Source organism: Sorangium sp. So ce185 (assembly GCF_051526825.1).
Classification (GTDB): Bacteria; Myxococcota_A; Polyangia; order Polyangiales; family Polyangiaceae; genus Sorangium; species Sorangium cellulosum_D.
The window spans coordinates 4330907-4346321 of the sequence record NZ_CP150316.1; the positions used below are offsets into that span (position 1 = coordinate 4330907).

The window sequence follows — 15415 nt, forward strand, 5'->3', positions numbered from 1 at the left end:
TCACGCCGTCACCGCAGGCCGTTCTTCACCGCCGTGACGAGCTCGCCGTTCGCGGTGTCGCCGCTCAGCTCCCAGAACATCGCGCCGCCGAGGCCCTTGTCCTTGATGTAGCGCATCTTGGTCCCGAGCGAGGCCGGGTTGTCGTAGCTCCAGAACTCGGTCCCGTTGAAGGTGTAGAACGCCTTCGTGTCCGGGTGGGTGAAGCCGGGGTGCCCCTTCGCCTTCAGGACCTTGTAGTCCTCGATGCCCGCCTCGTACGTGCCCGGGGCGGCGCCGGCGGCCGACTGCCACACTCCCTGGTTCGCATTGGCGACACCGGTCCAGCCGCGGCCGTAGAAGGGCACGCCGACGACCAGCTTGCTCGCCGGCGTCCCGCCGTTCAGCCAGGCCGTGACCGCCTCGTCGGTGCTGTACTTCAGCGCCTTCGCGGGGTTCGCGCCGGAGTTGTAGAGCGGCGAGTGGAAGTTCGTCGTGCGCTCCCACGCTCCGTGCATGTCGTACGTCATCAGGTTGATGAAATCGAGGTGCCGGTGGATCTGGCCCACCTGGATCTTCTCGATCTTGTCGAGCCCGGCGGGCGCCGCGATCGTGAGCAGCAGGCCGGGGCGCGCCGCGTTGAGCTGGCTGCGGAACTCGGCGAGCAGCGCCGTGAAGTTCTGCGTGTCCTCGGGGCGCTGGTTGCAGGTGCTGCCGCAGGCGGCCGGGTACTCCCAGTCGATGTCGATGCCGTCGAACACGCCCGCCCAGCGGGGATCCTTGATGAAGAGATCGACGCACGACGAGACGAACGACGCGCGGTTCGCAGGCAGCGCCGCGTCGGAGAAGCCGGCGGACCAGGTCCAGCCGCCGAGCGAGATCAGCACCTTGAGGTGCGGGTGCTTGCGCTTCAGCTTGCGGAGCTGGTTGAAGCTGCCGCGGAGCGCGCCGGCGTCCCAGGTGTCGGCGACGCCGTCGACGCTGTCGGCGGCGCTGTAGGCCTTGTCGTAATCGGCATAGGTGTCGCCGAGCGCACACCGGTTTCCAACCACGTTGCCGAAGGCATAGTTGATGTGCGTGAGCTTCTCGGCCGATCCGCTCGTGTCGATGTTCTTGACGTGGTAGTTGCGGCCGTAGACGCCCCACTCCGCGAAGTAGCCAATCACCTTCTTGCCGCCGCCGCCGCCGGAGCCGCCGCTGCCGCCGGAGCCGCCGCCGCCTCCGGAGCCGCCGGAGCCGCCGCTGCCTCCAGAGCCGCCCGCGCCGCTGGTGCTGGAGCTCGTGGTGCTGGAGCTCGTGGTGGTGCTGCCGGCGCCGCTGACCGGCTGCCACAGCGCCGGGACGATCGGCGGCTCCCAGCCCGGAAGGGAGGTGTGCGCCTGGATGCAGCGGTATGTGACGCCGCCGTAGGTCACCTCGGCGTTCACCGCATACGCGGTATACGGCGCCCACGCAGCGGCGACGGCGGCTTGCTCCGTCGATTCGAGCTCTACTCCATCTGGGCCGGAGCGCTCCGCGTCGCCGCCATCGATGCCGCCGCAAGCGGCCAGCGCGATCACAGCAAAGAGCGGCAGGGTCGTGAGGGCATAAAGCTTCATAACGGATCTCCTTTAGTTTGCCGTTGCCGGTCGTTGCTGGTCCAACGAGCAATCGGCGTACCGGTCGCGGCGACGCCCTCGACAGCCGCCGCCACGGCGCCCCCTCGGCGCGTTTTTGCGCGCCGCCAGGACGGGAGCCGCCTCGGTCGCGCCCGGCGATCCCGGCGAGCAGGGGGGCGATCCGGGAGATCGCCGGGCGATCCCCCCGATCGCACGAGCGCTCCCGGATCGCCCCCTCGCCGTCCGCGCGATCGCCGGGAGATCGCCGGCGATCCCCGCGCGCAGCGCGCTTTTCTCGATCACCTCCCTCCCGGAGCAGCCAGCGCCGGCGCAGGGCACGACGCTTGCTCTCGCCTCGATCCGTGGACGGAACCATCGCGCCCCTCGGCCAGGAACCTGTCGAGCCACATCCGGGTAGGATCGCGGTCGACATGCACCCCGGCGAATCGCTGACGCTGCTCGCACCGCTCTCCGGTCCCATCGTGCCGATCGAGTCGGTCCCCGATGCGGTCTTCGCCGACAAGATCGTCGGCGACGGCATCTCGATCGACCCGATCTCCCAGACGTTGCTCGCCCCGTGCGACGCGACGGTGACCCAGCTCCACGCGGCGCGGCACGCGATCACCCTGAGCGCCGCGGGCGGGGTGGAGATCATGATCCACGTCGGCATCGACACGGTCGGCCTGAAGGGCGAGGGCTTCACGGCGCGGGTGAGCCAGGGAGACCGGGTCTCGGCGGGCCAGGCGCTCCTCGAGTTCGACGCGGATCTCCTCCTCCGCAAGGCGCCCAGCCTGCTCACGCAGATCGTGGTCCTGAGCGGCGAGACGAGCTCCATCGTCGAGCGCGCGAGCGGCGTGGCCAGGGCCGGCGTGAGCCGCCTCATGACCGTGAGCCCCCGGCGGCGCGCCGCCGGGGGAGCGCCGCGGGCTTCGAGCGCGGGGGAGGCGGGCGCGTCCAGGCCGCCGCCGCGGGCCACGGTCGGGGTCACGTCGGCCCTCGTCGTGGTGCCCAACCCGCACGGGCTGCACGCGCGGCCGGCCGCGGTGCTCGCCAGCGAGGCGAAGTCGTTCGCAGCCGACATCAGCGTCGAGCTCGCCGGCCGCAACGCCAACGCGAAGAGCGTCGTCGCGCTGATGAACCTCGGCGCCGGCCCGGGCGCCGAGCTGCGCATCGTCGGCAGCGGCAGCGAGGCGGCGCGGGCCGTGGCCCGACTGGTCGAGCTCGTGCGGAGCGGGCTGGGCGAGGACCTCTCCGCGGCGACCGCCGCGCGCACGGCCGAGCCCGAGCGCGCCGCCGCCGCCGCGCCTGCTTCCACGCCGCGCGCGGCCGACGACGCGCGGCACGTGCACGGCGTGAGCGCCTCGCCCGGCCTCGCCATCGGCCCGATCTGCAAGATCGACCCGCTCGCCGCCGACGTGGACGAGCACGCGAGCGACACGGAGGCGGAGCTCGCGCGGCTGCAGAAGGCGCTGCGCCACACCCGGCTCGAGCTGAAGCAGCTCGTCGCCGCGTCGGGCAAGCGCGTCGAGCAGGCCCAGATCTTCAGCGCGCACCTCACGATGCTCGACGACCCGGAGATGATCACCCGCACCGAGGTCGCCATCGTGGAGGGCAAGTCGGCCGCGTTCGCGTGGCGCGAGGCGGTGATGGCGTCGTGCCGCGAGCTCGCGCGCCTCTCGAACCCGCTGCTCGCCGCGCGCGCCAACGATCTCCGGGACGTGGGCGGCCGCGCGCTGCGGCACCTCGTCGGCGGCGGCGAGGCGCAGGCCGCGCCCGCGGGCAGCGTCGTCGTCGCCGAGAGCCTGACGCCCTCCGAGGTCGTGCGGCTCGCCGACCAGCGGGTCGCCGGCCTCGTCAGCGTGCTCGGCGGCACCACCTCGCACGCGGCGATCCTGGCGCGCTCGCTCGGCCTGCCGTACCTCGTCGGCGCCTCGGCGTCGCTGCTCGCCGTCGAGGCGGGCGCGCCGGCCGTGCTCGACGCCGAGGGGGCGGTGGTGCTGCTCCGCCCGACCGAGGCCGAGCTCGACGCGTACCGCGGCCGGCTCGGGGCGCGCAAGGCGCTGCGCGAGCGGCAGGAGGCGGCCGCGGGGGAGCGCGCGGTGACCCGGGACGGGGTCCGCGTCGCGGTGCTGGCCAACATCGCGAGCGCCGACGACGCGCGCAAGGCCGTCCGGCTCGGGGCCGAGGGCGTGGGCCTCCTGCGCACCGAGCTGATGTTCTTCGATCGCGACGCCGCGCCGACCGAGGCCGAGCAGACCGCCGCGTACCAGGAGATCGCCGACGCGCTGGGCGAGCGCCCCCTCGTCGTCCGCACGCTCGACGTCGGCGGCGACAAGCCGCTCTCGTACATGCCGCTCCCCGCGGAGGACAACCCGCTCCTCGGCATCCGCGGCCTGCGCATCGGCGCGCTCCACCCGGCGCTCCTGCGCAGCCAGCTCCGCGCCATCCTGGCGGCGCGGGCGCCGGCCGGGCACCGGATCCTCCTGCCCATGGTCGCGAGCCTCGAGGAGCTCCGGGAGGCGAAGCAGGTGCTCGAGGAGGAGCGCCGGCGCGCCGGCTCGCCCCCGGTGGAGCTCGGCGTGATGGTCGAGGTGCCGTCGGTCGCGGTCCAGGCCGACAGGTTCGCCGCGGAGGTCGATTTCTTCTCGATCGGCACGAACGATCTCACCCAGTACACGCTGGCCATGGACCGCACGCACCCGCGGCTCGCCGGCCGGCAGGACGCGCTGCACCCGGCGGTGCTCCGGCTCATCGACACGGCCGTGCAGGCCGCGAAGAAGCGCGAGCGCCACGTGGGGATCTGCGGCGCGGTGGCGAGCGACCCCGAGGCCGTGGCCGTGCTGGTCGGCCTCGGCGTGACCGAGCTCAGCGTCAGCGTCCAGGCGATCCCCGAGGTGAAGGCGAGGATCCGCGAGCTCGACGCCGCGCGGTGCCGCGAGATCGCGCGGGCCGCGCTCGATCTGGGGACCGCGGCCGAGGTGCGGGCGCTGCTCGCGCCGGGCGCGCGGCCCGGCTGATCTCGAGAGCCCAGCAAGCAGACCGGGGGCGGCGCGGCGCGGAGGCCGCCCCGCCCAACGGAGGAGGAGCGTCGTATGAGAGGATTCAACGAGCTGCAGCGCGTTGGCAAGGCGCTGATGTTGCCCATCGCGGTGCTGCCGGTCGCGGGCCTCCTGCTCCGGCTGGGGCAGCCCGACGTGCTGGACATCGCGTTCGTCGCCCAGGCGGGCGGCGCCATCTTCGACAACCTGGCGCTGATCTTCGCGGTCGGCATCGCGGTCGGCCTCGCGCGCGAGACGAACGGCGTGGCCGGGCTCTCCGGGATGATCGCCTACCTCGTGATCACGAACGGGGTGAAGAGCATCGACGACAAGATCAAGATGGGCGTCCTCGCCGGCATCCTCGCCGGCGTCCTCGCGGGGGCGATGTACAACCGCTTCCGCGACACGAAGCTGCCGTCCTTCCTGGGCTTCTTCGGCGGCAGCCGCTTCGTGCCCATCGTCACCGGCGGCGCGAGCCTCGCCCTCGCGCTCGTCCTCGGCGTCGTCTGGCCGACGATCCAGGGCGCCATCGACGCGGTGGGCGGCTGGATCGTGGCCTCGGGGCCGGTCGGCGCCTTCTTCTTCGGCGTCCTCAACCGCCTGCTCATCCCGACCGGGCTGCACCACATCCTCAACAACCTCGCCTGGTTCGTGGTCGGCTCGTTCCAGGGCGCGAAGGGGGCGGTGACCGGCGATCTGAACCGCTACTTCGCCGGCGATCCCTCGGCGGGGGTGTTCATGGCCGGCTTCTACCCGGTGATGATGTTCGGCCTGCCGGCCGCGTGCCTGGCGATCTACCGCACCGCGCGCCCGGAGAACCGCAAGGCCACCTTCGGCGTGATGTTCTCGGCCGCGCTTACCGCCTTCCTGACCGGCATCACCGAGCCGATCGAGTTCGCGTTCATGTTCCTCGCGCCGGCCCTCTACGCGGTCCACGCCGTGCTGACCGGCCTCTCGCTGGCGCTGCTCGACGTGCTCGGCGTGAAGCACGGCTTCAGCTTCTCCGCCGGGTTCATCGATTATGCGCTGAACTACGGCCTCTCGACGAAGGGCTGGATGATCGTGCCGATCGGCCTCGCCTACGCGGTCGTCTATTACGGCCTCTTCGTCGTCTGCATCGAGCGGTTCAACCTGGCCACGCCGGGGCGCGAGGCCGCGGCGGCGCCCTCCGCGGTCGCGTCCGAGGGCGGCGGGGCCGACACGGCCGGCGGGGCCGAGGCGGGCGCCGGGGTCGAGGCGGACGCCGGCGGGCTCGCGGGGCAGTTCCTGCGGGCGCTGGGCGGCCACGGCAACATCCGCGAGATCGACGCGTGCATCACCCGCCTGCGCCTGGTCATGGTCGACCGCGATCGCGTGAAGGACGCGGACCTCAGGGCGCTCGGCGCCAAGGGCGTGGTGCGCCCGGGGACCGACAGCCTGCAGGTGATCCTCGGCCCCATGGCCGAGTCGATCGCCAAGGAGATGCGGGAGCTCGCGGGCCGCGCGCCGGCGGCAGGCGAGCCGAAGGCGGCGGGCGCCGCGCGGGGGGGCGCGGCCACGGCGGCCGTCGCGCGGTCCGAGGCATGGCCCGCCGCGCCCGCGGCGCGGCAGGAGATGTGGATCGACCGCTGGCTCGCGGCGCTCGGCGGCGCCGCCAACATCCGGTCCGTGGAGGGGTTCTCGAGCGGGCGCGTGCGCGTCGAGCTCGCCGACGCGGATCCGATCGACGAGGCGGCGCTGGAGGCCGCCGACGTGAAGGGCGTGATGCGCCTGTCCGACCAGGTGGTCCACCTCCTGGTCGGCCCGGAGGCGCCGCGGTACGCCGCCGCGCTCGCGCAGAAGCTCAAGGGGTGATGGGCGTGGAGCTCGTGGGCAACATCCTCACGCCGGACGGCTGGCTCCGCGGGCGCCTGTACTTCGGCGCGCGGGTCCAGGAGATCGCGGGCGCGCCGGCCGAAGGGCCCGGCCAGGGGCCGCGGATCGTGCCCGGCTTCATCGATCTGCACGTGCACGGCGGCGGCGGCCGGGACGTCATGGAGGGCGGCGACGCGCCCCGCGCGATGGCCCGTGCGCACGCCGCGACCGGGACCACCAGCCTGCTCGCCACCACGATGACGGCGCCCCTCCCGGAGATCGCCGCCGCGCTGCGCGCGATCCGGGCCGCCATGGACGCGCGCCGCCGCGGCGAGGCGCGCGTCCTCGGCGTCCACCTCGAGGGCCCGTTCCTCAACCCGGGTCGGCTGGGCGCGCAGCCGCCTTGCGTGGTGGGCGGGGATCTCGACACCGCGCTCGCGCTGAACGCCATCGCGCCGATCCGCGTGCTCACGCTGGCGCCGGAGCTCGCCGGCCACCTGGAGCTCGTCCGCCGCCTGTCCGGGCTCGGGGTGCGGGTCCAGATCGGGCACACGCTGTCGAGCTACGAGGAGGTCGTGGCGGCCCTCGCCGCCGGGGCGAGCGGCTTCACGCACCTCTTCAACGCGATGAACGGGCTGCATCACCGCGAGCCCGGCGCGGTGGGCGCGGCCCTGGCCCACGGCGACTTCGCCGAGCTGATCCCGGATCTCGTCCACGTGCACCCGGGCGCCATCCGCGCCGCCCTGCGCTGCATCCCCCGGCTCTACGCCGTGACCGACGGCACCGCGGCCTCGGGGATGCCGGACGGGCCGTACCAGCTCGGCGCGCACGCCGTCGCGAAGTGCCAGAACAGCGTGCGGCTCCCCGACGGGACGCTCGCGGGGAGCTGCCTGACGATGCACCAGGCCTTCAAGAACCTCGTCGACCTCGGGCTCCCGCTGGCCGAGGCGTCGCGCCGGTGCAGCCAGTTCCCGGCCGAGCACCTCGGCCTCGAGGATCGAGGGCGCATCGCGCCGGGTTGCTTCGCGGATCTGTTGGTCCTGGAGGAGGATCTCGCCCTGCGGCAGGTCCTCGTGGAGGGGGAGCCCCTTGAGTGACCGAACGACCTCGATGATGGCCGAGGAGGCCCGCTCCGCGCCGGAGATCGTCGCGCAGCAGCTCGCGCAGGACGAGGACGCCTACCGCGAGCTGGGCGCCCGCCTGCGGGCGGCGCCGCCGCCGTCGGTGGTCACGATCGCCCGCGGCAGCTCGGATCACGCCGCGAGCTACCTCGCGTACCTCGTGACGACGCAGCTCGGCTGTCCGGTCGCGAGCCTGCCGCCGTCGGTGGTGACCCTCTACCGCGCGCCGCTGCGGCTCCCGGGCGGCCTGGCGGTCGCGGTGTCGCAGTCGGGGCAGAGCCCGGACGTGGTGGGCGCGCTGTCGGCGTGCGGCGCCGCGGGCGCGATGACGGCGGCGCTTGTGAACCAGCTCGGCTCGCCCCTCGACCAGGCCGCAGCGACGACGATCCCCCTGCGCGCCGGCCCCGAGCGCAGCGTCGCCGCCACGAAGAGCTTCATCGCCAGCCTGAGCGCCATGGCGAGGGTGGTGGGGGTCTGGGGCGAGGACGCCGCCCTGCTCGACGCGCTCCAGGCGCTGCCGGAGACCCTGGCCGCCGCGAGCGAGAGCGACGTGGGCCCGCTCGTGGACGCGCTCTCGGGCGAGGAGCGCCTGCTCGTGCTCGGGCGGGGCCCTGGGTTCTCCATCGCGCTGGAGGCGGCCCTCAAGTTCAAGGAGACGTGCGGCGTCCACGCCGAGGCGTTCACGGTCGCCGAGGTGCAGCACGGGCCGATGGCCCTCATCGACGAGCGCTTTCCGCTGCTCGTCTTCGCCCCGCGGGGCCCGGCGCAGGCCGGCCTCGTCCGCGTGGCGGAGGAGTTCCGGGGGCAGGGCGCGAAGGTGATCCTCGTGGGCCCGGCCGGGCTGCCGGGGGTCGATCTCGCGGTGCCCGCGTCTCCTCACGAGCTGCTCGACCCGCTCTGTCAGATCCTGGCGTTTTACCTGGCGGCCGCTGCCCTGGCCGAGGCCCGAGGGCTGGATCCCGACGCGCCGAGGCGGCTCAAGAAGGTCACCAAAACACTGTAGGAGTGCGTCATGAGAAGGCCTGTTTACCGATTTGGGCTGCTCGCCGGCGCCCTGTTTGTGGCAGGGTGCGGCGACGACGGGACGTCCTCGTCCACGGCGAGCACCACGATGAGCACCAGCACGGGCAACGACGGCGGCGGCGGCGGTGGCGGCGGAGGTGGTGGCGGCGGCACCGGAGGTGGCGGCGGCTCGGCGCAGGAGCGCCCGTCGGGCGCGGACTTCGCCGTCACCTGGGGCGTGCTGGACAACCACAAGAACCCCGCGGTGAGCTTCGGCTCGGAGCTGACGATCACCAATCACGGGAAGGTCGCGCTCGGGAACAGCGGCTGGACGCTGTATTTCAACTTCGTGCGCTCGATCCTGCCCGAGAGCCTGCCGCCTGGGGTGAAGGTCACCCACATCAACGGCGACTTCTTCAAGCTGGAGCCGACCGAGGCGTTCCAGCCGCTGGAACCTGGGCAGAGCGCGGTGATCCCCTTCGACGGATCGTACTGGGCCATCAAGGAGACGGACGCGCCCGCGGGCTATTACTTCGTGTTCACGGACGGCGAGGGCGTCGCCTCGGCGCCGGAGGTGGTGGGCTCCGAGGCCGTCGCGCCGTTCGTGGAGAAGAAGCAGACAGACCGTTTCCCCGGCGACATGACGCCCGTGCCGACGGCGGCGTCTCGTTATGACGAGAACCTCGCTGTCCGCCTGCTCCCGGCGGGCGACGTGGACAGGGTCGTGCCCACGCCGGTGCTCCTCGAGGCGGGCGCCGGAGAGCTCTCGCTCTCGTCGGCCGTGCCCATCTACCACGCTGCCGGGCTCGAGGGAGAAGCGGCCTTTCTGGCGGAGGCGCTGGGGGCGCTCCTCGGCGCCGCGCCGGAGGTCCGCGAGGGCGCGCCGCCCGCGGGGACGGCGGCGATCGCGCTGGCGACGGGCGCGATCGACGTCGGCGGCCAGCCGAGGCAGGCGGGCGACGAGGCCTATCGCCTCACGGTCACCGCCGAGGGGGTCGAGATCGTGGGCAGCGACGCGGCCGGCGTCTTCTATGGCATTCAGAGCCTGCGCGCCCTCGCGCCGGTCGAGGCGTACCGGACCGCGAAGCCCGAGATCGCGATCGGCGCCGTGACGGTGGAGGACGCCCCGCGCTTCGGGTACCGCGGCATGCACCTCGACGTCGCGCGCAACTTCCAGCGCAAGGAGGCCGTGCTGAAGCTGCTCGACGTGATGGCCTTCTACAAGCTCAACAAGTTTCATTTCCACCTGACCGACGACGAGGGGTTCCGTTTCGAGGTGAGCGGCCTGCCGGAGCTCACCGAGGTCGGCGCCCGGCGCGGCCATACGGTCGACGACCGCGACCAGATCGTCCCCTCGTTCGGCTCCGGGCCGGATCCGGCGTCGCCGTCGTCGAGCGGCAGCGGCCACTACACGCGCGCCGAGCTCGTGGAGATCCTGCGCCATGCCAAGGCGCGCCACATCGAGGTGATCCCCGAGATCGATATGCCGGGCCACGCCCGCGCGGCGGTCAAGGCCATGGAGGCGCGTTACGCGAGGCTCGCGGCCGAGGGCGATGCAGAGAAGGCCGAGGAGTTCCTGCTGAGCGACCTGGAGGACCCGTCCCAGTACATGTCCGTGCAGATGTGGACCGACAACGTGGTGAACCCCTGCCGGGCGTCCACCTACAGGTTCCTGCGGAAGGTCGTGGACGACGTCGTCGCGATCTACGCCGAGGCCGGCGCGACGCTCACCACCATCCATACGGGCGGCGACGAGGTGCCGGACGGCGTCTGGGAGCAATCCCCGTCGTGCCAGGCCCTCCTCGGCCAGGCGCCGGACGGCGTCGCGTCCGTGGAGGACCTGGCGAGCCATTTCCTCCGCGAGCTCAACGCGATCGTCGCGTCCCACGGCCTGGTGACCGGAGGCTGGGAGGAGATCGCCTTGAAAAAGGTGCAGGCGGAGGGCGGCGTCGACAAGGAGGCCAACCCCGAGTTCCTGAGCAGCAATTTCAGGGCGTATGTCTGGAACAATGTCTGGGGGTGGGGGGACGAGGACAACGGGTACAAGCTCGCCAACGCGGGGTATCCGGTGGTCCTCTCCAACGCCACCAACCTGTATTTCGACCTCGCCTACGACAAGGATCCTGCCGAGCCTGGGTATTACTGGGCGGGGTTCGTGGACACGCGCAAGCCGTACGAGTTCGTGCCGTTCGACGTCTACAAGAGCGCCCACGCGGACCGCATGGGCAATCCGATCGATCCGGCCGAGATGTTCCGGGACCACGTCAAGCTGACCGACGCCGGCCGGGCCAATATCCTCGGCATCCAGGGGCAGCTCTGGGCCGAGAACGCGAAGGGGCAGGGGGCGATGGAGTACCTGATCTTCCCGAAGCTGATCGGCCTCGCGGAGCGGGCCTGGGCGCCGGACCCGGCGTGGGCGGCGGAGGAGGACGGGGCGGCGCGCGCGGGCCTGCTCGCCGAGGCGTGGAGTCGCTTCGCCAACAGCCTCGGGCAGCGCGAGCTGCCGCGGCTCGACCACCTGAGCGGCGGCGTGGACTACCGGCTTCCGCTGCCGGGCGCGCGCGTCGAGGACGGCAAGCTCGTGGCGAACGTGGCGTTCCCGGGGCTGCAGATCCGCTACACGACCGATGGCGCCGAGCCTGGCGCCGACTCGGCGGTCTATGAAGGGCCGGTGGCGGTGAGCGGCGTCGTGAAGCTGAGGACGTTCGACACGCGCGGGCGTGGCAGCCGCACGTCGGTCGTCGGCGCGGGGGCGTCCCCGTAGGATCGGCGCGCTCGGCGGTCAGGCCTCGCCGAGCCACGCGCGCGCGAGCTCGAGGGTGCGCGCGTGCTCGCGGATGTCTTCGAGGAAGCTCCGGCGGAGCTCCGGATCGCCGATCTTGGCGGCATTGGCGAGCAGGCGCGCGCGGGCTTCGGCGAGCGCCGCGAGGGCTCTTTGCTGGTCTCCCGCCGCCATCAACGCCTCGGCATGGATGAGCCGCGCGAGAGAGCCCTTGGCGAAGAACATCCGGAGCGCCTCGTACCCGGCCATTGCCTCCTCCGCGTCCGCGAGCGCCTCGGCCACGCGACCCTGCGCGAGCCGGACCGCTGCGAGCGTCCGCTTGAGCACCGCGCGTTCGCCGGGCGTGGTCGAGGGCATCCCCAGCGCGGTGAGCGCCTCCCGCTCGGCGGCCTCCAGATCGCCCCGGTGAAAGAGCGCGTAGGAGAGGAGCCTGCGCCCCATGCCTTCATAGGGCGCGACGCGCCGGGCGCGCCCCGCCTCGATGATGCCCTCCGCGATGAGGCGCCCTTCCTCGATCGCGCCCTGGTCGATCAGGATCTCGCCGAGGAACATCGACCGGTTGGCCACCGCGAGCCACACGTCCTCGTCCGTGCAAGGCGGTGTATCTCGCAGGATCTGCGCCCCGCGCGCGCGCGCCCCGAGGAACCATAGGCCGGCGGCGACGAGCGAGCGCGCGTGCGCGACGTCGACCTGGGAGCCCCCCCGCTCGAAGCCCTCGAGGGCCGCCTCGGCCCACGCCACGCCAGACCACGGATCTTCGTCGGCGTACATCGCGTAGAAGGAGCGCGCCATGTCGCGGAACCCCCGCGCCCTCGGAGCGCTCTCGGCGACGGGCTCCACGATGTCCTCGAGCCACCGCAGAAATGGCTCAGCGACCCGGAGTTGACCCTGAAACAGGAGGTACGCCACTCCCATATAAAGGGTATCCGCGACGGCCGCGGCGGCGTCGGGGAGGGGTTCGACGGCGCGAACGGCGTGCAGCGTGGCCGTGAACGCCTCGGGCTCCCGCGCGGCCAGCAGTGCGAAGAGCTTCAGGAGCGCGCCCCTCATCCAGAGCCCACTACCTGGCGTGGCCAGGCTCATCATCTGCTCCGCGTCGCGCGTGACCTGGGGGTGCGCGTGCTCCCTGCTCCACAGGTAGGCCTCCCAGAGCACGTCCAGGAGGGCGAGCCGGAGCTCGTCCGAGGGGGCACACGCGAGGCCGCGGTGGGCGTACACGATCGCAGCCTCCATGGTGCCCAACCGCACTGCCTGGTCCGCAGCGCGGCGGTACAGGTCCGCGGCGCGCACCGGCTCGCCGCCCCGCTCGAAATGCTCGGCGAGCACGACAGGAGCGCTCTCGCCGCGCTCCTCCAGCCACGCGCCGGCGAGCCGATGGCCGAGCGTCCGATCCTCTTCCGTCAACATCGCGTACGCGCCCTCCGCGAGGAGGGCGTGCCGGAACGCGAGCTCCGGCTCGCCCGCGAACCGGCTCTCCGGGCGGCGCACGAGCGCCTCCTGCTGCACGAGCTGGTCGATCCGCGCGGCGATCCCGCTGCCGACGTCGCCTGCATCCTGCCCGCCGCCGAGCAGCGACGCGACGGCGCCCGGCCAGAACACCTCCCCGAAGATGCTGGCCGTGCGGAGCAGCCGCCGGGCCTCGGGCTCGAACCGCTCGATCCAGGCCTGCACCATCGCCGCGACCGTCTCGGGGAGCGTCTCGCGGCCCTCCGCGACGGCGCGGATCAGCTCCTCCAGGTAGAACGCGTGCCCTCGCGACCGGGAGACCAGGCGCTTCACCGTCTCGGCGGGCACCGCGTCGCCGAGCACCTGCCGGACGAGCTGCTCGCTCGCCTTGGGCGTCAGCGCCCCGAGCCGGATCTCCTGGAGCTCGCGCTCGGCCCAGAGGCGCGGAAACCGCTCGTGGACCTCCGGCCGCGCCGACGCGAGCACCAGGAGCGGCAGGTCCTTCGCGACCCGAAGCGCGGCGTCGACCAGGCGCATCGTGGCGTGGTCGGCCCAGTGCAGATCGTCGAGCGCGAGCAGGACCGGGCCCGCTGCGCACTCGGCGAGGAGGAAGTCCTCCCAGGCCCGGCGGACCTGCTCGTTCATGAGCTCGGCCTTGGCGCGCGCGGCCCGCAGCGGCGCGCTCTCGTCGTCGGGGAAGGCCGCGCCGGCGAGCTCGCCGAGAAACGCCGTCACCCGGGCGCGATCGGCCTGGGCCACGCGCCGGGCGACGCGGGCGCGGAGCTTGTCCCGGCGCGCCTCGGGCGGGTCGTCCTCGCGGATCTCGCACGCGCCGCGGAGCGCCTGTCCGAGCGCGCCGAACGCCTGTCCGCCTCGGAGCGCGTCGCCGCGCCCGATCCAGGTCTCGATCGGCGCGCCGCGCGTGCGGGCGGCGCGCAGGAACTCGTGGCAGAGGCGCGACTTGCCGACGCCGGCGGGAGCCGTCACCAGCACTGCGCGCGCGACCGGCTCGTCCACGCATTCGGACAGCAGCCCGGCCATGACCGCGAGCTCGCGGGTGCGGCCGACGCACGCGGTCCGCTTCCCGAGCAGCGTCCGCGATCCCGTGACGACGTCGTGCTCGCGGAGCAGCTCGTACCCGGCCTCGCCAGCGGCCACCTCGAACCGCGCGTCGAGGAGACCCGCCGTCAGGTCGTCGAGGACAACGGGCTGCGCGCCGGGGCCGCGCCGCGCGACGAGCCTCGCGGCGCGATCGATGACGTCGCCGAGCGGCCGCATCCCGGCGCCCTCGCTCCGGCCCGTCGCGACCGCCATCGGCCGGCTCGGGTGGATGCCGTGCAGAGTGAGCGCGCAGCGCGCGGCGCGCGCCGCCAGATCGGTGGCGACGAAGACGCCGGAGAGGGTGACCGCCGCCGAGCCGTCGGCGAGGACGTCGAGGCGGCCGCCGAACGACGCGGCCGTGTCCCGCAGCTCGTCCTCTTCCGGCTCCAGCGTGCTGTGGGGCCCCAGGGGCTCGGTGGCATCGAGCCAGAGCGGGCTCTCCCTTCCGAGCATGACGACCGAGACCACCCGCCGCTCGCCCGCCGCCAGCGTGGGGGCAGGGGGGCCCGCCGGGATTGGGTCGGCGTGCGCGCCAGATGGATCGTCCTCGAGCGCCGAGAGCTCGGCCGCCACGCTGGCGCCGTCGCGAGGGCGCCTGTCGGGCTGCTTGGCGAGCATGCGCGCGACGAGCGCGTCGAGGGCACGCGGCACGCCGGACCGGAGCGCGGCGAGGCGTGGCGGCTCTTCGCAGCAGATCTTGGCGAGGACCGCCATCAGGCGCTCGCCGGCGAAGGCGGGCGTCCCCGTCAGGCACTCGTAGAGCACGCAGCCCAGCGCGAAGACATCGGCGCGCGCGTCGAGCGCGCCGGCGCCGCCGGCCTGCTCGGGCGCCATGTAGCCCGGCGTTCCGAGGATGGCGCCGGTGCGCGTCAGGCGCGTGACGTCGCCGAGGTGGGCGATGCCGAAGTCGAGCACCTTGACGAGCGCAACGTCGCCGGCCGGCAGAAAGAGGTTGCTCGGCTTGAGGTCGCGGTGGACGACGCCGCGCGCGTGCGCGGTGCCGAGCGCCGCGGCGACGCGCGCGGCGAGCGCGACGCTCTCGTCGACGCCGAGCATGCCGCGGGCGAGCCGCGCCCGCAGGTCCTCGCCCTCGAGCCACTCCATCGCGAGGTAGGGCTCGCCGTCGGGCGTCTGGCCATGGGCGACGAACTGGACGATGGCGGGGTGGCTGAGCTCGGACAGGACCCGCGCCTCGCGCTCGAAGCGCGCGCGCTCGCCCGCGTGCCTGGCGAGCATGACCTTGACGGCGACGGCCTGACCCGTGTCGCGATCGCGCGCGCGGAAGACCTCGCCCATGCCGCCCGACCCGGCGCGCGCGTCCAGCGTGAAGCGGCCCTCCAGCACGTCCCCCACCCGCATCTTCGCGCGCGCATTGTCGGCTCCTGGATCCGACGCGTCCAGACCATTGTCGATCGACGCCGAGCGGCGGGCCGGATCGATTGGCAGCGCAAGCGAGGTATGCAGAGCCGACTGCATCTCAAGCAAGTGCCGGACCAGGCGGCGTTCGCGGCGGTTGCG

7 protein-coding genes are annotated in these 15415 nt (G+C 73.3%); 5 read left to right on the plus strand and 2 right to left on the minus strand.

The genetic code is table 11. The features are described from left to right. Positions 1-8: 8 nt before the first annotated feature. The gene (locus WMF26_RS16035; RefSeq protein WP_438001032.1) at positions 9-1574 is read right to left on the minus strand and encodes a glycosyl hydrolase family 18 protein; all 1566 of its coding nucleotides are present in this window, start codon (positions 1572-1574) and stop codon (positions 9-11) included. A 431-nt stretch (positions 1575-2005) separates the two neighbouring features. Between WMF26_RS16035 and ptsP the strand changes: the two genes are divergently transcribed. The 5 genes from ptsP (at position 2006) to WMF26_RS16060 (ending at position 11332) form a co-directional block, all read left to right on the plus strand. After that, positions 2006-4591, plus strand: a complete 2586-nt coding sequence (ptsP, locus tag WMF26_RS16040; RefSeq protein WP_438001033.1) for a phosphoenolpyruvate--protein phosphotransferase — start codon at positions 2006-2008, stop codon at positions 4589-4591. 75 nt (positions 4592-4666) lie between these two features. Further along, on the plus strand, positions 4667-6445 hold the full coding sequence (gene nagE / locus WMF26_RS16045; RefSeq protein ID WP_438001034.1) for an N-acetylglucosamine-specific PTS transporter subunit IIBC: 1779 nt from the start codon (positions 4667-4669) through the stop codon (positions 6443-6445). Beyond that, on the plus strand, positions 6445-7542 hold the full coding sequence (nagA, locus tag WMF26_RS16050) for an N-acetylglucosamine-6-phosphate deacetylase (RefSeq protein WP_438001035.1): 1098 nt from the start codon (positions 6445-6447) through the stop codon (positions 7540-7542). The genes nagE and nagA overlap by 1 nt, the downstream gene beginning before the upstream one ends. Positions 7543-7558: 16 nt before the next feature. Then, positions 7559-8569: an SIS domain-containing protein gene (locus tag WMF26_RS16055; RefSeq protein WP_438002416.1), complete on the plus strand. Its 1011-nt coding sequence runs from the start codon at positions 7559-7561 to the stop codon at positions 8567-8569. Between the two features lie 9 nt (positions 8570-8578). Then, positions 8579-11332: a family 20 glycosylhydrolase gene (locus WMF26_RS16060; RefSeq protein WP_438001036.1), complete on the plus strand. Its 2754-nt coding sequence runs from the start codon at positions 8579-8581 to the stop codon at positions 11330-11332. A gap of 18 nt (positions 11333-11350) precedes the next feature. Here WMF26_RS16060 and WMF26_RS16065 read toward each other — a convergent pair whose 3' ends face one another. Then, complete coding sequence (locus tag WMF26_RS16065) at positions 11351-15256, minus strand: protein kinase domain-containing protein (protein WP_438001037.1); 3906 nt, start codon at positions 15254-15256, stop codon at positions 11351-11353. Between the last annotated feature and the right edge of the window lie 159 nt (positions 15257-15415).